We start from the raw sequence: 18,151 nt of genomic DNA, 5'->3' as shown, positions 1-18,151 counted from the left end.
GGACTTAACTTTGAATATTCATGATAAATTGGCAAATGTAAAAGACGTGGAAGGTTTCATAAGTTTTATTTATGCATTAGCTGAAGATTTAGAGCAAAATCCAAGCCAGTGGGCAAATACAGACCTTACAGATTACCTTAATGGAATTGCATCATGGGTTGAGGATAGATACGAACTAATTGAAGAATCAAAGGAAGAGTTTTCGGAAAATATAAATTGGAATTCAATAGCTACAATTTTATTTGTAGGAAGTAGATACGAGTGATTTTTTTCTCCAGAAATAAAAAAACAGAAATGACAAGAGAGATGGAAAAGAATTTGAGATAAGCTTTGGACACTTTTTGTGTAAATCTTGTTTACACTCCCAACAATAAGATCGTACAATACAACCAACAAATCAAACACTAAACAATTCAAACACTTGATAAACTTTTAAAAGCTCTTTCCCACTTGTTTTATGAGTAGGAATGAGCTTTTTTTGCATGCTCAAAATCAAAGGAGGATGAAACGAATGGCAAAACGTGAACAGGTAGTAGAGGAAACATTGGGTTTGATTGCTCAGGCACAAACAGAGTATCAGGCAATCGTAGAGGAAGTGAGAGGTTACTGTCAGAAAGCACGAGCGTTACGGCAACAGGCGGACGAGTTAAGACGATCTGGTAGTACCGACCCTCAAGTAGCAACAGAAATAAGCAAGCTACTGGAACAGGCTGACTATTATAACCATCTAGCAGATCAGAAGGACGGGCATTCCAGACTGGAAATACTTCGCCGCATAGATAGCTTGGAACGGGAAGCATCTGGATTGCGAAAGACTGTCCAGCACAACGAAAACGTGTTAGCCCGTCAACAGATAGAACTGAAAGAAACAGAACGAGAAGCTGTACTAATGATACAACGGGCAAAGGAACAAATACAGGAAACGGAACAGCTATTGGAGTCACAACGAGCAAAGCTCACAGAATTGGAGGGGAGCAGAATTGAGTAGGAAGTTGATAAAAGAATTTGAACCACTAGAGGAGATTATTGAGTCGGCAAACGAAGACGGATTTATAGAGATTGTAGATGATGAGGATATTATTTGTCCTATTCTCTAATCGAACAATGTCTTCCAGAAATAGCTGTTTCCTTTAGTGAATTTTTAGTGAATCTATCAGATGAAAAATACGAAAATGTTGAGGAGGATTTCTTGATTATATAGGTAGAGAAAAAGTGATAACTTGATACTTATGAATGAATGATTAGGAAAAAAGTTAAAGTTAGTTAATATAGCCTTGTTAAGGTTGTAACCTTAGCAAGGCTATTTCATACTCGTTAGTACTTTATTGAATACTAAATATGCTTCTTCTAATTCGGAGGAATATTTTATATGAATAACCTACCAATATTTAAGTATCAACCAAATGTGTACAATATTGGAGTATTCAAAAAGGTACCTGTACAAAATTGCAGTATTTGTAATAAAGAAACGGATTATATCTACATGGGACCATTTTATTCAATAGACGAAGTCGAAAATGTTTGCCCATGGTGCATTTATGAAGGAACTGCTACTAAGCAACATAATGGTGTCTTACAGGCAGCAGTAGAATATAAAGATAAGTTATTGTCTATGACTTATGATGACGAATCCAATGAGTATATGTATTTTATGGGATACGATGAGGTTGAACAGTTTGAGGATGATAAACTAGTGGAGTTACTCTTTCGTACCCCTGGTTACATTTCATGGCAGGAACCACAATGGCTAAGCCACTGCGATGAATTTTGTGCTTTTATCGGATACGTGAATAAAAGTGAGCTATCAGCAATGAAGATAGATTTACGAGATGAAGAATTATTAACAATAAAGAAAAATTATGGAATTGATACTTTGGACCAAGTAAGTGAGGATTCAGGAATATATTTGTTTCAGTGTATTAACTGCGGACAACATAGAATTCACATTGATCACACATAATTTGTGGGAAATTTATTACAAGCTATGTACACCTATTAAGTAGAATAGGGGACAGCCTCACCGACCTAGAATGGTAAGACGACACAAAATGTGGTTGACTAATGCAAATGGAGGGGAATGGAGTACGAAACATAACAATAATGGATTGGTTTACAACAGAATATTGCAAATCAAATGAAGAGCGTACCTTTTGATTCCAGAATTAAAATAACCGTGGAGAGGTAAAAAGTGTATGCAAAAAACATTTAAAACAATGAGAAGGTTGCTTGAAGAGGACCGTTCAATCTTGTAATAGGAGATATTGTAGAAGAACTTTCCTTTGAAACTATTGTAAGGAGACTATTCAGATAAACTTAGAAAATCATTATATGATTTAGACTAAAATGGAGGGAGTAATTAATGAATATCAAAGAAATGATCGACAAAATAAAAGGTTTTGATAATTGCATTATACATCCATCTATAGGTTTACCTAAGATCGAAGACCCACACATATTACCAGATGACGTGAAAGAGTTCTATGAACTTTGCGGGGGAATTGAATTATTTAAAGATGAAGATTTTGGTGTAGACATTGTATCTCCAAATACGGACTTAATGAATAGACTTATAGAGACAAAAGGTGAGGGCATAACATGGTATTGGTATGAAGAGGATTTTGAGTCTCTTGGAGATGCTTATGATGGTACCGATTAAGATTAATAATGAAAGTATAATAAGTACTACTTATACCTCAAGCGAGTAATATTGTCAGCATGATGAGGAAAAACAGCAGGGAAGGAGATTGTGTCATGATCATAAATGATCCGGTTTTTGGTGAACTTTCATACTTTCTTGTTTGGTCAAAGCACATGACCATTCATTTTTGCGGGAAAGAAACCGAGATAACACTCACGGTGAAGGGTGAGGAAGACGGTAAATTTGATGAAGAACAATACATGGCTTATCAATCACTCATGCAAAATTGGGAGCACATACAACAGAGAGTTTTGCAAGCGATCCTCGACTACTACATGCAAAAGCGGCATGAGCTCGGGTATGATATAGAGTACCAGGAAGATTATCCCCTAATTGAAACACAAGACCAACTACTCGAAAGGGTCGTTTTGCTTGAAATTGTTGTTCCCTATGGAGATATTTTTGAAGGGCGAGATATCGGATTACTCTTCGACTGCGCCTGGGACGAAGAAAATGGTCTAGGACTTCGGATTTTAAATGAAGAAATAACGGAAGTCGGCTACCAGGATGTTGCCATTTAACCTTTTAAATGAAAAGTGGAACTAGATTACACCAAGAAAGGTATATCGAATAGGTTCCAATGAGTAACAATCCTGATCAGCCTAGGTCTTACCTGGGCTTTTGCGTTTTCCCCAAATCCCACACTTTCCCCTTACTTTTCACGAGGTTATCCCGAACATTCCTGACGCTCATACGGTACGATTTGTTTGCAAGAAACAATAGGAGACAGGGAGTGTTCACACATGAAAAAAATGCTTTCCGTATCTGTAATCGCAGCGTGCTTGTTGGCAACCAGTGCGGTAGGAGTTTTTGCGGCGGAGAAAGAAGGAAAAGAAGCAGGGTGGAGCAGCTTGCCTGAAGTTCAAGCGCTAAAAGCATTGCAAGTGGAGCAAAAAGCTCTCCAAGATAAACTGAAGGCTCAAACTCAGACCAACAAACAAGCATGGGACATTCTTTGGGGCGATGTGACGCCAGAAGTACGTGAAACTGTGAAAAGCGCGCTGGCAGAGACAAAGCCACTCCGCGAAGAGAACAAGGCGCTATCGGCTGAACTGAAAGAAGCGAAGAAAGCAAAGGATAAAGAAAAGGTAGCGAGCATCAAGGCTGAAATCGCCGCGAACCATACCGCCATCGAAGAAAAACTGGTGCATATCCAAACAGAATTGACTCAGGTAAAAGAGAAAAAAGCGTCTTTTAAAGAGATGAACCAACAATTGAAGCCAATCCGTACAGAAAAGAAAGTGAACAAAGAGCAAGCAAAAGAACTGAAAACAAATGAGAAGAACACAGTGCAAGAAGCAAAAGAAGTATTCAAGGCTGGTGACAAGGAAAAAGCAGCGACATCCTTGCAAGAGGCTGCTGATCTGTTGAAAGAACTGATCGAGGTACAAAGCGAGATTTTGGAGCAAAAGCAAGCGATTTCCGAGATTATTCAATAAGGAACGTCTACGAGAATAGTGACAGCCCGAATCCTGTTACTAGACAGATGTTCCCTCTCACATAAGAGACAGAAAGTCCGTTGCACGCCAGCGGGCTTTTTTCATTCCCCAATTCGTCAAATTCCTTTGGAACAACTATATTAAAATAGAAGATAAAGACATAGGGGGAGGATGAGTTTCGCATGGATATTCTAGAGAGAGCGGATACGGTTGAGAGTAGGGAGGATATGGTTCAATTCATTTCTCATTTGATTAAGGATTATCAGCAAAATAAAAAAGAGTGGGCGAATATGTCCCTGGAAGAGTTCCTGAGTGGGATGGAGTCATGGATTGAAGATTGTGATAATATGTTAGCTGATCTTGAAGATGTAGACTGGAATTTGTTTGCTACCATTTTAATTGCAGGAAGCCGTTATGAGTAAATAGGAAAGGCCCTTGAACCAAATTCAAGGGCCTTTGACGATATAAGGGTTATCAATTTCTTCCCCGAGATTATCCAAATCTCGCGTAATATTGATGGTAATTAAGTATCTCGACTTGCCTTTATGCTTTCCCAGATCGACAACTTGATGTACCTCGATTACATCGTTTTCATACTCTTTATGAGAGTAGCACATTTCATCTAGCGTGGATGTAAGGTCTGTGTTGTCCCAATTCGCTATTTCCAATTCTACATATAATTGATTTTTCTTTATGTTCACCTAGCTTCTCTCCCTTGTTTGATTTCTATTAATTCCTTTATCATCTTATAAATGGTAACCAAAGTGCAAATAGCAGGAATAGTCGAGGCGAAAAAGCCCCTCTCCTTGCCTCAAAATCATATCATCCAGGACTAACGACCCATTGAATAATACCGATTGTAAGATTGTGTATAAAATAATGGTCTTATTTGGAAAGGTGAATCCATTCACAAGGACAATGCGCGGGCCAAGCTGGACATGGATGATCAGCAGGATCAGAGCACGGCATATAGGTTCTCTTCCTCCTATTTCAACGCACTGATTTCAGCCATTCGCTTCTTTGTGATGCCGATTTTCGTCATGCTGACTTGAGCGGAGCTATCTTCTCTTATGCCGAGGGACAAGGAGTTAGTGTGGACGAGCTGCATCGTGTACCGGGCTTACTCGGTGTCCAATTTGCATATGCTGATTTGGAAGGAGCGGATTTTCGCCATTCTCGTCTGTATCATGCGAATTTTCATGGAGCGAATATGCGAAATGCCGTTTTTTTCGAGAAGGACCGTGAACGCTTTGCATTGAGTGTAGCACAGAGGCAGCAGATTGAGTGGAAAACGGAATAAAGGAGGCGGGATTACATGCGCGATTATTATTTGTTAGCAGATGATGGTCGAAATGCTCAAAAGGTCGTACCATCGGGTCTGGGGCTGCAAAAGGAAAACGCCTTCGAGCAACTCCCGCCGATATCCGTTCTCGAGGTTCATTTGAAAGGAACGGTAAAGAGACTTGTATTAGATACCGATAAGATAAAGGCACATCAATTCTTTAAAGTTCAAGGTATCTTGGAGCCGTATATCGTGGGGAGTCTGGAAGGATGCAGAGTTGCTTGCAGCGAATTTATCATCCCGTTCGAGGACAAAACCTACTAGCAAATCTTGTTCGCGACCTCGGTAAACGGGCGGGCACTACTCGGGAGCTTTCATTTTGAGTCTGGGGAATGCTCGTGTGGCAGCCTTTGGCCCAAGCGTTGATTCGCACGCTGCGGGTAGAGAACATTTTATCATGACAGAACAGGGAGGTTTCCAATTGGAACAGCAGCAACATCAACAGCAATGGCAAGTGAACGTGCCTGAAAACGAGCGGGTTATGTCGGTCAAGGAATGGATGATTACTTTTTTAATTATGATGGTGCCCGTGGTCAATCTCGTGATGTATTTTGTTTGGGCATTTGGCAGTGAAGGCAATCTAAACAGAAAGAACTGGGCCAAAGCGAACTTGCTGATCATAGGTGTTTGCATCGGTTTGTACTTGAGTGTCTTCTTTTTGATTCTGATCTTGGCATTCATTGGAGCAGCGGTTGAACAATAGCGAGAACGGTGGATTGGCAAAAAACATGGAGGGTGTAGAATGGATCACCAAACGTATGTGGAAGGAAGCGTAGCGGAAAACGAAAAGGTCATGACGATGAAAGATTGGATACTCGTCTCGTTGTTCATGATGATTCCGATCGCGAATATTGTTTTGTTATTTGTCTGGGCTTTTGGTTCAGACGGGAATCTGAATCGTAAAAACTGGTCAAAAGCTACCTTGTTGTTAATGGCCATTCTTTTGGGTTTATACTTCGTCTTTGGTACGATAATCGCCATTATCACGTTTATTTTACTCGCCATGGAAGGGCAATAAGGGACGATGCTAGTACGTCGATCAGGCATATTCCAACTCGAATTACCGAGGAGGAATATGCCTTGTTTTTTATACCAGCTTTGCTTTTTTGACGTGCTTTTTCCTCCGTACAAGAATCATTCCTAAAAAATAGAAACCCTCATTTGTTCATCACGTATTACTACAGTGAAATCCAGACCTTACAAGTGAGGTGTCGTACATTGGCAATAGAGATATCGAAAGTAAGTACTTCAAGAGGGAAGATCCAATATCATTGGAGCGGAAACGGCCAACCCAATATCGTTCTCATTAACGGTGGCTCAGGACCGATAGAAGGCTGGATGAAAATACAACCGGATCTTTCAGAGACGTCATCTGTCTTTTCCTATAATCGTCTTGGTGTTTCGGGTAGTGATAAGCCGCAAGAACCCCAAGACGGACTCACGATTGTAGAAACGTTACGGGAGGCATTAACGTTAGTAGGTTTTGAACCCCCATTTTTGCTAGTCGGACATTCATTAGGGGGATTATATGCAAATTTATATGCCCGGTGTTACCCCGACGAAGTAGCTGGCGTTGTCTTTTTAGAATCCAGCCATCCGAAAGATATCGGCCTTGAGAAATATCAAGGTAAGGTAGTCAAAACCATTAACAAAATACTCTCCATGTTTGATTCCTGGTCTCCCCATAAACCATTCAATGAAGTTCATTTTGTCAAAAAAACAGTGGAACAAATCCATGTAATCGATTCTTTTCCCGACATCCCTGTTTATGTGATTACAGGTGGAAAAGAAAATCGTATGATGCCAGAAGAAGTACGCAAAAAACGAATCGAGCATCAGTTGGAACTGCTTTCATTATCAAGCACCAGCAAACATATCCTCGCTAAAAACAGTGGACATTTTCCTCAATTTACCGAGCCCGGAGTCGTCATTGATACGATCAAAGACTGTGTCGAACAAATCCAACAAAAAACGTTGTAGCCCACCTGCCAAGCCGAGCTTTGCTACGCATTCATCAGCCAGTTATTACCTATTCCTTGTAGCAAAAGTGTAACGGAGCTTTTCCTCTATTCGTGATATCCTGAAGATAGCAGCAATTCCGATCACACAGAAAGGAAGAGGTCCATGTCAGATGAGAAAGAGTCCCGACTCTGCCAACGCTCCAAACAGATTCATAACCGCACGTTTGTCGTGACCTGCAAAGAGTTTTTGGTGAAGCAAGCAGACTTTCTGTTGGACGTATTCTCCGATGTTGAAGGCGAGATTGGTCCTATCAAGAACGGTGCGAAAATTCAGGTAGGCTGGACCATTCTTATGGTTTTCGAACGGGATGGGTATATGGAGATCGTCGCACCCAACTACGACACGAATCCTTTTTCCGAAACAACTTCTGACCTGTCTGTGTCCTTGGTCGTGCAAATGGCGCAAAACAACTGTTTAAAAACCGTGCGAGCAGAAGGGGAAGCTGCTTTGTTCCAAGATAAAATTGTGGTGGCAAAAGGTGCATTTGAACAAGACCATGTCTATTTACAGCGTGCAGAAGATGTTCGAAAAGGTGACTCCGGGTGGTATCTTGGGCCTGTGGAAGGTGAAGTAGATAGTGACCAGCTAGAGTCATACTACGTTTACCAACTGCTAAAGCTACGTCCGTCTCTCTTGCAAGCATTGGCTTTGCCACGAGGCTACATTGTCGTTTTCCAAGGAGAGCAGATCGAAGCAGTTTTGGACGAGCACGATGAAAATGTATGGCCGACACTTCATTAGCGGCCGCTATTTAACTCCGCCAATACTTTATTCACGAGCTGATCCGCTTGCCGCGTCGTTTCGGGCAAACGATATTTGGGAGAGAGCTTGGTGATCCATGCGCATGCAGTTGGCAAAGAAATTCCGTGTCCGATCGAGACGAATATCGGTTTGATATTCGGTTGTGTGCGCAAGACTCCACCGATGATTTCACCCTGATCGATCAAAGGGGAATACGCACCTCTTTCCTGTGCGGGTTCTTCGTGTTCACCGAGCAGTCTCGTTTTTCCACAGCCAATGGTAGGAATGTCAAACAGGACACCCAAATGACTGGCTAGTCCGAATCTTCGCGGGTGAGCGATTCCTTGTCCATCGCAGACGACGAGCTGCGGGGTTGTTTTTAGCTCCTTGAATGCACTCACCAACGGCGGCAGCTCTCGAAAAGAAAACAATCCGGGAATATACGGGAATTCGACGGTGTCTTGAATGACGACAGACTCGACGACTTGCAGGGAAGTGGCGTCGAGGATGACGACACCAGCGACTAACAAATCGGACTCGGCATGATAGGCGACATCGACTCCGGCGATAAAGCGTACGTCCGCTAGTTGATCTTCTTTTTTTACTTGCTGGGCTAGTTGTCGCTGCAAGTTGATGGCGTCTTGCTCATCAATGTTCCAAGGATGGTGGATAATCGGCTCCATCTGTTTACCTCCGGATGATAGAAGATTTGTTCATTATAACCAATGGAAGCATTGCGATCCAAGTCTTAGGAACAATCTTGAGAAAATACGTTGACTTCTCGGATGAAAAGCACTATTTTGTAACCGACCGAATGATCATGTTCGGGAAGGAACGAGGAGGGTTCGTCGTGAAAATCGCAGTAGTAGGAAGCATCAATATGGATCTTGTAACCCATGTACATCATTTGCCCAAAGCAGGAGAAACGATCGCAAGCCATCACTTCGAGCTGATCCCGGGAGGAAAGGGAGCGAATCAGGCAGTAGCCGCGTCTCGCCTGGGTGCACATGTCTCCATGATTGGAATGGTAGGAGAAGATGAGAATGGCCGGGTCATGCTGGGAGGGCTAACGGATGCGCACGTTCACATAGAGGGGATCAAATGCTCGGGTACGACAGGCATGGCTTTTATCAATGTAAGTGATGATGGGGAAAATAACATCGTGCTCGTTCCGGGTGCGAATGGGCTCGTCAGCACCGAGCATCTTGCAGACAATCTGTCTATTTTAAAGGAAAGCGACGTCGTATTACTCCAACTGGAAATCCCGATGCACGTCGTGGAATATACAGTCAAAGAGGCTGCCCGACTCGGTAAACTGGTCATTTTAAATCCGGCACCGGCACGTGAGCTATCCAGTGAGCTATTAACCCATGTACATACCTTAACCCCAAATGAAACAGAGCTTTCTATTCTCACAGGAATGCCTGTATCTACGATAGACGAAGTACATACAGCAGCCAAAAAGCTATTGTCTGCTGGACCAAAGCGCGTCATCGTGACATTGGGGGAAAAGGGGGCTCTGTTAGTAACCGCCGATGAGGCGACCCATATCCCGGCTTTCCGCGTAGAGCCAGTGGATACAACTGCGGCAGGCGATTCCTTTACAGCAGCTTTTGCCGTTGGAATCACACAAGGAATGACAGAAACGGAAGCGGCCACTTTTGCCAGCAAAGTAGCAGCGATTGTCGTTACAAGGAACGGTGCTCAACCATCCCTGCCTACTTTCGATGAAGTACAAGCATACTCTTTTTAATGGGGGAGAATGATGGAGAAGGTCAATGTAGCTGAAAAGTTTGCGTTATTCCATGAGTATTGGAATCCCAAAATTGCAGGCGAAATCAATGACTCCTATGTAAAGCTGGCGAAATTGAAAGGTGAGTTTGTCTGGCATCAGCATGAAAATGAGGATGAGATGTTTTTCGTTGTGAAAGGGAAGCTGCTTATTAAATTTCGCGATAAAGATGTTTGGGTAAACGAAGGCGAATTTCTCATTGTTCCAAAAGGTGTAGAGCATATGCCAGTTGCAGAGGAAGAGGTTCATGTATTATTGCTTGAACCAAAGACGACGCTCAATACTGGAGATCAAGTAAACGAAAAAACAGTAACAGATTTAGAGAGGATATAATCAAAGATCAAGCCTGTTTTGAGAGATGATTTTCAAAATGGGCTTTTTCTATAGGCATGGTTTACAGTTGCAGATATTTCATTTGTTGACCGAACGGTACATAATGTGTAAGATTTCCATAACAGTTGGAAACGAAAGGAGGATTCCGTTGAGTAAACGTGGCAGACCTCGTGATTTTGATTACACGTCCATCGTAGATGTGGCCATGAAAACGTTTTGGTCAAAAGGCTACAATGGTTGTTCTACGCATGATTTATGCAGTGATACTGGACTAGGGAAAGGTAGCTTGTACAATACGTTTGGCAGCAAACAGGACCTTTATCTAGCGGTGGTGGAACACTATCACGATACTGGGATTCAAGAACAGCGGGCATTATTGGAAAGCCCGGGTTCCGTGAAAGAACGGTTGCAAAACTTTTTAGCTTGGGCATTGGTGGAAGACTTTGAATCAACGAATCCAAAGGGATGTTTGCTGATCAATGCGGGATTGGAACGGGCAAAAGACGATCCCAAGATTGAAGAAATCGTCTCCAGACATGTTGAACTTTTGAAGCAAACGATGGAACAAGTGATGGAAGAAGGCTTGCGAACGGGCGAAATCGCCAAAAAACGATCTGCTGTGGATTTGGCTAGCCTATTTTTAAGTAGTTACTATGGCTTCCGTGTGTTGAATACATCCACACAAAATCGGGCATTGGCTGAACAAATCATGAATGGCACCATGGAATCTATCTTCGGCGCGTAAAGCGCTCTTTTTTTGAGTGATTTTTGTACCGAGTGTTACAATAATAAGCGAGGAGTGTTTCTTCATGCCGTCGATGATTTATTTGTTAGCGGTAGCGATTTTTGCGATGACGACTTCTGAATTTATGGTGGCTGGGATGATGAATGAGCTTGCCGATGATTTCGATGTGACGATCCCCTCCATCGGGTATTTCATTACAGCGTATGCAGGAGCAATGGTGATAGGGGGCCCCATCCTAACAGCAACTCTCTTGCACATTCGCCGAAAACAAGCGCTGCTTTCTTTGGTTGCCGTCTTCTTCCTTGGCCAATCGTTGGGAGCATTGGCTTGGAATTACGAGTCAATGATGCTTGCGCGTATCCTAACGGGTATTGCTTCATCCGCAGCGTTTGGCATCTCCGTCAGTATTTCAGCCAGCCTGGTTCCCTCTCATTCACGGGGAAAGGCCGCTTCGATTGTTTTGGCTGGCCTAATGATAGCTACTGTCATCGGACTTCCTCTGACAACCGTGATTGCACAATTTTTCGGCTGGAGAATGAGCTTTTGGGCTGTGGCCGTTGTCGTATTGCTATCAGGGATCTTGATTCAATGGTTGCTCCCTTCCTCTGCACAAAAAGACCAGATAAACGTAGCGGATGAGCTTGGCAGCTTTCATAATCCGCATCTTTGGGCCGCGTATGCAACGAGTATGCTGATCATTGGCGGTACCTTCGCAGCGTTTAGTTATTTTACTCCGATTCTTACGGATGTAACGGCATTTTCGGATGCGAGTATCCCGTATTTGCTTGCCCTTTATGGGATCGCGACGGTGATCGGAAATATTGTGATTGGCAGACTTGCTGATCGTTTTACCATGCGAATCCTTGTAACGGGATTAAGCATACTCTTAGCGGCATTGGTTCTGTTTGCCGTAGGAGCCGAAAATATATGGATCGCTGTGCTGTCCATTGTTCTGATTGGATTGACGGGTGTTGCGATGAATCCGGCCATGATCGCACGAGTTATGAATACAGCAGGCAGTGGGACGATGGTAAACACTGTGCATACTTCCTTTATTACATTGGGTGTTGCGATTGGGTCTTCCTTAGGTGGGATCGGGATCAGCAGTGGCTACGGGCTTGTATCACCATTGTGGGTAGGTGCTTGTTTAGCTGGTATAGGGTTACTTTCGATCGTTCCTTATCTGCGAAAGGGCAAAGTGTAAAAAACCATACAATCCCTCTTGAAAGTCAAAGAAGGTCAAACTATAATAAAGTCATCGAAGGTCAGGAAAGGTCAAAGATCAAAAATCGAAGACCTTCTGAATTCCAAAACAACGCTTTTGGGGGGATTGAATATGCATTGTGAAATCTGTAAACAACGAGAAGCAACTGTGACTGTTCATATACGCTTACAAAATCAGCAACAGAAATACGATCTGTGCAAAGACTGCCAGACAAAGCTGACCAACAAAATGGGAGTGGGCATGGGCTTTAGTCCGTTCTCCTCCTTCTCTGGACTGGATGAGTTCCTGCAAGGCTTTGCTCAAGGTTCGATGAACGCTGGCAAATCTTCCAGCCAACCGCAGCCACAAGCACCAGAGCGTGGTGGAGGCATCCTCGATGACCTGGGTCGTAATCTAAACGATGCGGCACGTGCAGGACTGATTGACCCTGTGATTGGACGCGAACAGGAAATTGAGCGTGTCATTGAGATTTTGAACCGACGTAACAAAAACAATCCAGTTCTGATCGGAGAGCCAGGAGTCGGGAAGACGGCGATTGCGGAAGGCCTCGCCCTGCGTATTACGGAAGGGCAAGTACCGACCAAGCTGAAAAACAAGCAGGTGTACATTTTAGATGTCGCCTCTCTGGTTGCAGGGACGGGAATTCGCGGACAGTTCGAGGAAAAAATGAAGCAAGTGATTGCCGAGCTGCAAAAACGCAAAAATGTCATCCTGTTTGTGGATGAGATTCATCTCTTGGTGGGAGCAGGCTCTGCGGAGGGATCCATGGATGCAGGGAACATTCTGAAGCCTGCGCTAGCTCGCGGTGAGTTGCAACTGGTTGGGGCAACAACGTTAAAAGAGTATCGCGTGATTGAAAAAGACGCTGCTCTGGAGCGCCGCCTGCAGCCAGTTATGGTCAAGGAACCAACCGTAGAACAAGCCATCGAGATTTTAAAAGGATTGCGTCCGAAATACGAAGCATTCCACCAAGTTGCTTACTCGGATGATGTCATTCGTGCTTCCGTGGAATACTCCCATCGTTACATCCAGGATCGATTCTTGCCTGACAAGGCGATTGATCTCATGGATGAAGTGGGCTCTCGCTTGAATCTGAGATCCTCCGCGGTTGATACGGCAGAGCTGCATGAGCGGCTGGCACAAATCAATCAGGAGAAAAAGGAAGCGACGGAGCAAGAAGCATACGAACGAGCTGCCCGTCTGAGAGACGAGGAAGCGGGTATTTTAGAGAAGCTGGATCAAATCGAAGGCAAGGAGCAACGCGTTCAGGTTGACGTCACGGACATCCAAGCCTTGATCGAGCAAAAGACTGGGATTCCGGTTACCAAGCTGCAAAGTGATGAGCAGATGAAAATGAAAAACCTGGCCGCACATTTGGAAGCAAAAGTCATTGGTCAATCCGAGGCGGTCACTCAAGTAGCGAAGGCGATTCGACGCAGTCGGGCAGGTCTGAAACCGAAAAACAGACCGATCGCTTCCTTCCTGTTCGTCGGTCCGACTGGCGTAGGGAAGACAGAGCTGTCCAAAGCATTGGCAGAGGAGCTGTTTGGGACCCGTGATTCCATGATCCGCCTCGATATGAGCGAGTACATGGAGAAGCACTCGGTATCCAAATTGATCGGTTCTCCTCCTGGCTACGTCGGTCATGAAGAAGCAGGTCAGCTAACAGAGCGCGTACGCCGCAACCCGTACAGCATTATCCTGCTGGATGAGATCGAAAAAGCACACCCGGACGTGATGCACATGTTCCTGCAAATTCTGGAGGATGGTCGTCTGACAGACAGTCAGGGTCGTACGGTGAATTTTAAAGAGACGGTCATCATTGCTACGAGCAATGCAGGTGTGAGCGAGCGAAAAATCTCCGTCGGCTTTGGAGCAAAAGCGCCCGAGCCTGCTACCGTGCTGGATTCTCTCGGGGCGTACTTCAAGCCGGAGTTCCTGAACCGCTTCGACTCGATCATTTCCTTTGCCCATCTGGAAAAACAGGATTTGGTCAAAATCGTCGATCTGCTGCTGCAAGATGTGAGGGGCAATCTGTTTGAGCAAGGAATGGAGATCACCGTGACAGATGCCGCAAAAGAAAAGCTGGCTGAGTTGGGCTACAACCCTTCCTTTGGGGCACGTCCATTGCGACGCGTGATTCAGCAATATGTCGAGGATGGCATTGCAGATTTGGTGATGGAAGAAGACGATGTGACAGCTATGGTCATTGATGTTGAGGATGATGTCATTCGAGTGAAAAAAGGATAACCGTCGTAAAAAAAGAAACCCCGATCTGGGGTTTCTTTGCTTTTTATGATCGTCTTTATTTATTCATGACTTTCTCATTGACGCCGTTGCTGACTCCAGCGCTTTCCATTTTCACTTGGCGGCGCTTGGCGATGATTTTCTTCACCCATAGCCCGACCAAGATGAGCGGCACAACGGTGAGAAAGATATAGAGAGAAACGTTATGGACCATATTTTCCGCCATTTTGCCGTAAAAATAAAACAAAAATCCGACTGCGTAAAATTTGACTGCCCGTCCAATTGCCGCGTACCCAATCAATTTCCACAACGGGAATTTCAAGCAACCCGACATGATTGTAAACACTTTAAACGGAATGGGGGTAAACGAACCGATGAAGATCGCGACTTCGCCTTTCTTTTGGAACATCGCTGTGGCAGAATCAATCCATTCCTTCTTGAGGATTTTGTAGAGAACGGATTTGCCTAGTACTTTACCAATAAAATAACCGACGGGTGTCCCTAACAGACAAGCGATGTAGCCTACCGTTGCAATCCACAAGGCCTGCGAAGGATCAACGAGGCTGAGTGGTACTTGAAGAAAGAAGGCAGGAACGGGAAAGATGACTGCGTCTGCAAAAGAATGGATGAACATTCCCAAATAGCCGTATTCCATTAAGAAATCTAAAATGTTCTGAAACATCTATTTCTCCTTTGTCATTCTATCGTTAACTGCCAGTCATCAACTTAATCGAGTCGGATCGTACCAGGTTTTTACGCTTTATTGGAATGTTCAGCATCACACCGAGTAAGCCCAACAAATTATATGTGTATAGATGCGATTCTACTTCAAACTGGCCGACTATGGAACGAATTTTTTTGGATTGGGATTCACTTACTATATAACGATATACCGCAATCGATGCATTTTGAAACAATACCAACGAAGCCTCGGGGGAAATCATGTTTCTGTATCTGATAATACGATGTAGATCGTTTTCTGGTTACTCAACATTTTGGAACCAATACTTCCATTATCGAGATTTCGTTGTTGTCCAATAACGCACTCTCGCCGGATTTTATCTACGACGTAAGGCGGATAGGTTATCGGTGCATGCGGCGTAACACATCCATCAACACCTCAATCCCTTGCTCAATCACTGCTTCCTTGGCATAGGACACATTCAGCTTCAACATATTTTCTTGCGGAAAGCCCATCAAGTAATTTTTGTCAGTAGCATCCACAAGGATCGAGCGTTTTTTGAGCTGGCTGATAACAGCAGAGACCGGGGTGGAATCGTTCAAAACAATGTGCGTATGAATCCCCGGATACGCAAAGGGCTGAAAGCTGAACAGATTCTCTTCATTCGCCGCAAAATGGTTCAAGGACGCCATTAGCAGGTTGGATCGCCGTTGATAGGAACTGCGTATTTTTTGCTTGTGACGCTCGAACATTCCGCTTTTTAGGTAAATTTCCAACGCAGCTTGAGAGAGCATGGAGCTGTCGATATCCATGAGTCGCTTGTGCTGGTTGAAGGAATCCTTAAGCGCGTCAGGTATAACGGCTACACCCAAACGCAGCCCGGGAAAAATAATTTTGGAATAGCTTTTTAAATAGATGGTGCGAGAAAAGCGATCATAGGTAAAGAGGGGATCAGCTTTGCTGTCATGCTCAAGGTCTGCCATGTAATCGTCTTCTACGATATAGACGTCATACTGTTGGGCAAGCTCCACAATACGCTGTTTATCCTTTCGACTGTACGTCGTACCGAGCGGACTATGATAGCGAGGCATCGTATAGAAAAACTTGATCTCTCCCTTTCGGAAAATAGACTCCAGCTCTTCTAAATCGATTCCTTGGGCAGTGCGTTTGATCCCGACGACAGGGTGCTTGCGTACTTGCAAACTTTCAATGAAAAGGTGGTAGCTGGGCTGCTCAATCAGAATCGTTTCCTTGCCATTTGGAAAAGGAAGACTGCACAGCAAGGATAGAGCTTGTTGGACACCGGAGGTAATGAAAATATTACCCGGGTCCGTAAAAACCTGATGGTTCCCAAGCAGCTTGGCGATGACGGCAATGAGCGATGGCAAGCCTTGTGTAGTTCCATATATGAAAAGATCGTTTTTATAGGTTTCAATCGCTTTATTGATGCAGTGTTGAAAGTCGACATAAGGAAAAAGGTCAGGATCGGGAGCAGAGGTCGCAAAATCGATCATGGACGTATCTGCGGGTTGTATCTTCTTTTGTTTTTTCACGACGTAGTAACCGCTTCGGTCGACTGAGTAGATGAGGTGACGCTTTTCGAGCTCATTCAAAGTGCGGATGACAGTGCTCTTGCTGCATTGGTAGCGAGATGCGAGCTCCCGAATGGAGGGAAGCCGGTCTCCGTCTCGATAGGAGAGGCTTTCAATCAATGTTTCGAGTTCATTTTGAAGCTGCAAATATTTGTGCATCCAAAACATTCCCTTACTACCGGATTTGTATCGGTACAGTTACTCCTTTTTTGCATTGTAGCACGATTAATCCCCTATTACTATTAACCTAAGACGGCCGTCTGTAAAAAGTCCCCAGTAGGAGAGATACATACGATGAAAGACCAACAAAAAGCGATTCTTGCGGCATTACTGAATGCAGGGATTACCGGCTTGTCGTTTTTGTTTCTGAAAATGGCACTCGCTGTAACCAACCCGGTTGATACTTTGGCACACCGTTTTACCGTGGCATTTATCGCTGCATCCATTCCGATCGTGTTTGGGTGGATCAAGCTGTCCATCAAGCCAAAAGACATGCTCACGATTATACCGCTCGCCATGCTGTACCCCGTGCTGTTCTTTACCCTTCAGGCGTTTGGACTGGTGTATACCACTTCCTCTGAAGCAGGGATTATTCAAGCAACCGTTCCGATTTTTACTATGATCATGGCGGCATTCTTTTTGGGAGAGTCTTCTACGTGGCTGCAAAAGCTGTCCACGCTTTTATCCGTAGGAGGCGTCGTGTACATTTTTGCAATGAAGGGGCTGGGTGTAAACGCAGGCTCAGGGAGTAGTATCGGTACCATTCTCATCCTGTTATCCGCGTTTTCTTTAGCGGGGTATAGTGTTCTGGCGAGGAAAATGACAAAGTCCTTTCATTATATAGACATGACGTATATGGTGGCGTTGCTCGGATTTTTGTTTTTTAATGGCTGGTCAGTCATTCGCCATAGTGCAGAGGGAACCTTGTCGACGTATTTTGCCCCTTTCGCCAGCTCGGCGTTTATCATTTCGATTGTATTTTTGGGGATACTGTCCTCGCTCATGACGTCTTTTATGACCAACTTTGCCTTGTCCAAGATGGAAGCATCCAAACTCAGCGTGTTTAACAATTTGTCTACATTGGTGACCATCGTGGCAGGCGTCATCTTTTTGCAGGAACAACTGGCATACTACCATCTTATTGGCGCGGTGATGATTATTATCGGGGTGATTGGGACGAATTTCCTAGGGGCAAGATCCAAAAACCAGAATCGCACGTCTCAACCGAAATCCACTTCTGTATGAGAAAATAAAAGGGATACGCAACAGAGCGAATGTTTATTCATTGGCTCT

Annotated in this window: 23 protein-coding genes and 1 pseudogene; 20 read left to right on the top strand and 4 right to left on the bottom strand. The window is 44.1% G+C overall.

The features are described from left to right. Positions 1–10: 10 nt before the first annotated feature. The 7 genes from AB432_RS22915 to AB432_RS22885 all read left to right on the top strand — a co-directional run bounded on the left by AB432_RS22915 (position 11) and on the right by AB432_RS22885 (position 4,559). A complete protein-coding gene (locus AB432_RS22915; RefSeq protein WP_048034240.1) occupies positions 11–265 on the top strand; it encodes a DUF7660 family protein in 255 nt (84 codons plus the stop codon). A 246-nt stretch (positions 266–511) separates the two neighbouring features. Beyond that, positions 512–988, top strand: a complete 477-nt coding sequence (locus AB432_RS22910) for a hypothetical protein (RefSeq protein ID WP_048034239.1) — start codon at positions 512–514, stop codon at positions 986–988. A 381-nt stretch (positions 989–1,369) separates the two neighbouring features. Next, positions 1,370–1,960 carry a CbrC family protein gene (locus AB432_RS22905; RefSeq protein ID WP_048034238.1) on the top strand — a complete coding sequence of 197 codons (591 nt, stop codon included), beginning with the start codon at positions 1,370–1,372 and terminating at the stop codon, positions 1,958–1,960. A gap of 399 nt (positions 1,961–2,359) precedes the next feature. After that, positions 2,360–2,656: a hypothetical protein gene (locus AB432_RS22900; RefSeq protein WP_048034237.1), complete on the top strand. Its 297-nt coding sequence runs from the start codon at positions 2,360–2,362 to the stop codon at positions 2,654–2,656. A 95-nt stretch (positions 2,657–2,751) separates the two neighbouring features. Next, complete coding sequence (locus AB432_RS22895; protein ID WP_048034236.1) at positions 2,752–3,219, top strand: DUF6985 domain-containing protein; 468 nt, start codon at positions 2,752–2,754, stop codon at positions 3,217–3,219. Positions 3,220–3,441: 222 nt separating this feature from the next. Further along, positions 3,442–4,137: a hypothetical protein gene (locus AB432_RS22890; RefSeq protein WP_048034235.1), complete on the top strand. Its 696-nt coding sequence runs from the start codon at positions 3,442–3,444 to the stop codon at positions 4,135–4,137. Between the two features lie 182 nt (positions 4,138–4,319). After that, positions 4,320–4,559: a DUF7660 family protein gene (locus AB432_RS22885; RefSeq protein WP_048034234.1), complete on the top strand. Its 240-nt coding sequence runs from the start codon at positions 4,320–4,322 to the stop codon at positions 4,557–4,559. A 24-nt stretch (positions 4,560–4,583) separates the two neighbouring features. Here AB432_RS22885 and AB432_RS22880 read toward each other — a convergent pair whose 3' ends face one another. Continuing rightward, positions 4,584–4,838: a hypothetical protein gene (locus AB432_RS22880; protein ID WP_048034233.1), complete on the bottom strand. Its 255-nt coding sequence runs from the start codon at positions 4,836–4,838 to the stop codon at positions 4,584–4,586. 299 nt (positions 4,839–5,137) lie between these two features. Between AB432_RS22880 and AB432_RS31350 the strand changes: the two are divergent. The 7 genes and pseudogenes from AB432_RS31350 to AB432_RS22850 form a co-directional block, all read left to right on the top strand. Next, positions 5,138–5,200 (top strand): annotated as a pseudogene (locus AB432_RS31350) (pentapeptide repeat-containing protein); the annotation flags it as partial. 30 nt (positions 5,201–5,230) lie between these two features. Beyond that, positions 5,231–5,437, top strand: coding sequence for a pentapeptide repeat-containing protein (locus tag AB432_RS22875; RefSeq protein WP_048034232.1), 207 nt, complete (start codon positions 5,231–5,233; stop codon positions 5,435–5,437). A gap of 15 nt (positions 5,438–5,452) precedes the next feature. Further along, positions 5,453–5,743 (top strand): hypothetical protein, encoded by a 291-nt coding sequence (locus AB432_RS22870; protein ID WP_048034231.1) that lies wholly within the window; start codon positions 5,453–5,455, stop codon positions 5,741–5,743. 55 nt (positions 5,744–5,798) lie between these two features. Further along, the gene (locus tag AB432_RS22865; RefSeq protein ID WP_235617531.1) at positions 5,799–6,182 is read left to right on the top strand and encodes a hypothetical protein; all 384 of its coding nucleotides are present in this window, start codon (positions 5,799–5,801) and stop codon (positions 6,180–6,182) included. 39 nt (positions 6,183–6,221) lie between these two features. Further along, entirely contained in the window at positions 6,222–6,497 is a 276-nt protein-coding gene (locus AB432_RS22860; RefSeq protein WP_048034230.1) for a hypothetical protein, read from the top strand. Positions 6,498–6,697: 200 nt separating this feature from the next. After that, positions 6,698–7,459, top strand: coding sequence for an alpha/beta fold hydrolase (locus tag AB432_RS22855; RefSeq protein ID WP_048034229.1), 762 nt, complete (start codon positions 6,698–6,700; stop codon positions 7,457–7,459). A 144-nt stretch (positions 7,460–7,603) separates the two neighbouring features. Then, positions 7,604–8,242: an immunity protein Imm33 domain-containing protein gene (locus tag AB432_RS22850; RefSeq protein WP_048034228.1), complete on the top strand. Its 639-nt coding sequence runs from the start codon at positions 7,604–7,606 to the stop codon at positions 8,240–8,242. On the opposite strand, the gene nfi is transcribed toward AB432_RS22850, so the two are convergent. Continuing rightward, the gene (gene nfi / locus AB432_RS22845) at positions 8,239–8,925 is read right to left on the bottom strand and encodes a deoxyribonuclease V (RefSeq protein ID WP_048034227.1); all 687 of its coding nucleotides are present in this window, start codon (positions 8,923–8,925) and stop codon (positions 8,239–8,241) included. The genes AB432_RS22850 and nfi overlap by 4 nt on opposite strands. Positions 8,926–9,092: 167 nt before the next feature. Between nfi and rbsK the strand changes: the two genes are divergently transcribed. The 5 genes from rbsK (at position 9,093) to AB432_RS22820 (ending at position 14,587) form a co-directional block, all read left to right on the top strand. Then, on the top strand, positions 9,093–9,995 hold the full coding sequence (gene rbsK / locus AB432_RS22840; protein ID WP_048035927.1) for a ribokinase: 903 nt from the start codon (positions 9,093–9,095) through the stop codon (positions 9,993–9,995). A 9-nt stretch (positions 9,996–10,004) separates the two neighbouring features. Beyond that, entirely contained in the window at positions 10,005–10,367 is a 363-nt protein-coding gene (locus tag AB432_RS22835) for a cupin domain-containing protein (RefSeq protein WP_201265900.1), read from the top strand. Positions 10,368–10,515: 148 nt separating this feature from the next. After that, the gene (locus tag AB432_RS22830) at positions 10,516–11,112 is read left to right on the top strand and encodes a TetR/AcrR family transcriptional regulator (protein WP_048034225.1); all 597 of its coding nucleotides are present in this window, start codon (positions 10,516–10,518) and stop codon (positions 11,110–11,112) included. 64 nt (positions 11,113–11,176) lie between these two features. Continuing rightward, positions 11,177–12,316: an MFS transporter gene (locus AB432_RS22825; RefSeq protein WP_048034224.1), complete on the top strand. Its 1,140-nt coding sequence runs from the start codon at positions 11,177–11,179 to the stop codon at positions 12,314–12,316. A 132-nt stretch (positions 12,317–12,448) separates the two neighbouring features. Beyond that, positions 12,449–14,587: an ATP-dependent Clp protease ATP-binding subunit gene (locus AB432_RS22820; protein ID WP_048034223.1), complete on the top strand. Its 2,139-nt coding sequence runs from the start codon at positions 12,449–12,451 to the stop codon at positions 14,585–14,587. A 55-nt stretch (positions 14,588–14,642) separates the two neighbouring features. Here AB432_RS22820 and AB432_RS22815 read toward each other — a convergent pair whose 3' ends face one another. Together AB432_RS22815 and AB432_RS22810 are read right to left on the bottom strand one after the other, a co-directional pair. Continuing rightward, positions 14,643–15,266 carry a YqaA family protein gene (locus tag AB432_RS22815; RefSeq protein WP_048034222.1) on the bottom strand — a complete coding sequence of 208 codons (624 nt, stop codon included), beginning with the start codon at positions 15,264–15,266 and terminating at the stop codon, positions 14,643–14,645. A 401-nt stretch (positions 15,267–15,667) separates the two neighbouring features. Continuing rightward, the gene (locus AB432_RS22810; RefSeq protein ID WP_048035926.1) at positions 15,668–17,017 is read right to left on the bottom strand and encodes an aminotransferase-like domain-containing protein; all 1,350 of its coding nucleotides are present in this window, start codon (positions 17,015–17,017) and stop codon (positions 15,668–15,670) included. A gap of 135 nt (positions 17,018–17,152) precedes the next feature. On the opposite strand from AB432_RS22810, the gene AB432_RS22805 reads away from it, so the two are divergent. Continuing rightward, entirely contained in the window at positions 17,153–18,103 is a 951-nt protein-coding gene (locus tag AB432_RS22805; RefSeq protein ID WP_048034221.1) for a DMT family transporter, read from the top strand. Positions 18,104–18,151 lie beyond the last annotated feature (48 nt).

It is taken from the genome of Brevibacillus brevis (assembly GCF_001039275.2).
Taxonomy (GTDB): domain Bacteria; phylum Bacillota; class Bacilli; order Brevibacillales; family Brevibacillaceae; genus Brevibacillus; species Brevibacillus brevis_C.
The sequence above is the reverse complement of the archived record's forward strand: the minus strand, read 5'-3'. Positions and strand labels throughout refer to the sequence as shown.

Coding starts and splice junctions, on each gene's coding strand:
- AB432_RS22805 (WP_048034221.1), top strand. CDS start 17,153: ATGAAAGACCAACAAAAAGCGATTCTTGCGGCATTACTGAATGCAGGG.
- AB432_RS22870 (WP_048034231.1), top strand. CDS start 5,453: ATGCGCGATTATTATTTGTTAGCAGATGATGGTCGAAATGCTCAAAAG.
- AB432_RS22860 (WP_048034230.1), top strand. CDS start 6,222: ATGGATCACCAAACGTATGTGGAAGGAAGCGTAGCGGAAAACGAAAAG.
- AB432_RS22850 (WP_048034228.1), top strand. CDS start 7,604: ATGTCAGATGAGAAAGAGTCCCGACTCTGCCAACGCTCCAAACAGATT.
- AB432_RS22910 (WP_048034239.1), top strand. CDS start 512: ATGGCAAAACGTGAACAGGTAGTAGAGGAAACATTGGGTTTGATTGCT.
- AB432_RS22815 (WP_048034222.1), bottom strand. CDS start 15,266: ATGTTTCAGAACATTTTAGATTTCTTAATGGAATACGGCTATTTGGGA.
- AB432_RS22895 (WP_048034236.1), top strand. CDS start 2,752: ATGATCATAAATGATCCGGTTTTTGGTGAACTTTCATACTTTCTTGTT.
- AB432_RS22905 (WP_048034238.1), top strand. CDS start 1,370: ATGAATAACCTACCAATATTTAAGTATCAACCAAATGTGTACAATATT.
- AB432_RS22835 (WP_201265900.1), top strand. CDS start 10,005: ATGATGGAGAAGGTCAATGTAGCTGAAAAGTTTGCGTTATTCCATGAG.
- AB432_RS22810 (WP_048035926.1), bottom strand. CDS start 17,017: ATGCACAAATATTTGCAGCTTCAAAATGAACTCGAAACATTGATTGAA.
- AB432_RS22885 (WP_048034234.1), top strand. CDS start 4,320: ATGGATATTCTAGAGAGAGCGGATACGGTTGAGAGTAGGGAGGATATG.
- AB432_RS22825 (WP_048034224.1), top strand. CDS start 11,177: ATGCCGTCGATGATTTATTTGTTAGCGGTAGCGATTTTTGCGATGACG.
- nfi (WP_048034227.1), bottom strand. CDS start 8,925: ATGGAGCCGATTATCCACCATCCTTGGAACATTGATGAGCAAGACGCC.
- AB432_RS22820 (WP_048034223.1), top strand. CDS start 12,449: ATGCATTGTGAAATCTGTAAACAACGAGAAGCAACTGTGACTGTTCAT.
- AB432_RS22890 (WP_048034235.1), top strand. CDS start 3,442: ATGAAAAAAATGCTTTCCGTATCTGTAATCGCAGCGTGCTTGTTGGCA.
- AB432_RS22900 (WP_048034237.1), top strand. CDS start 2,360: ATGAATATCAAAGAAATGATCGACAAAATAAAAGGTTTTGATAATTGC.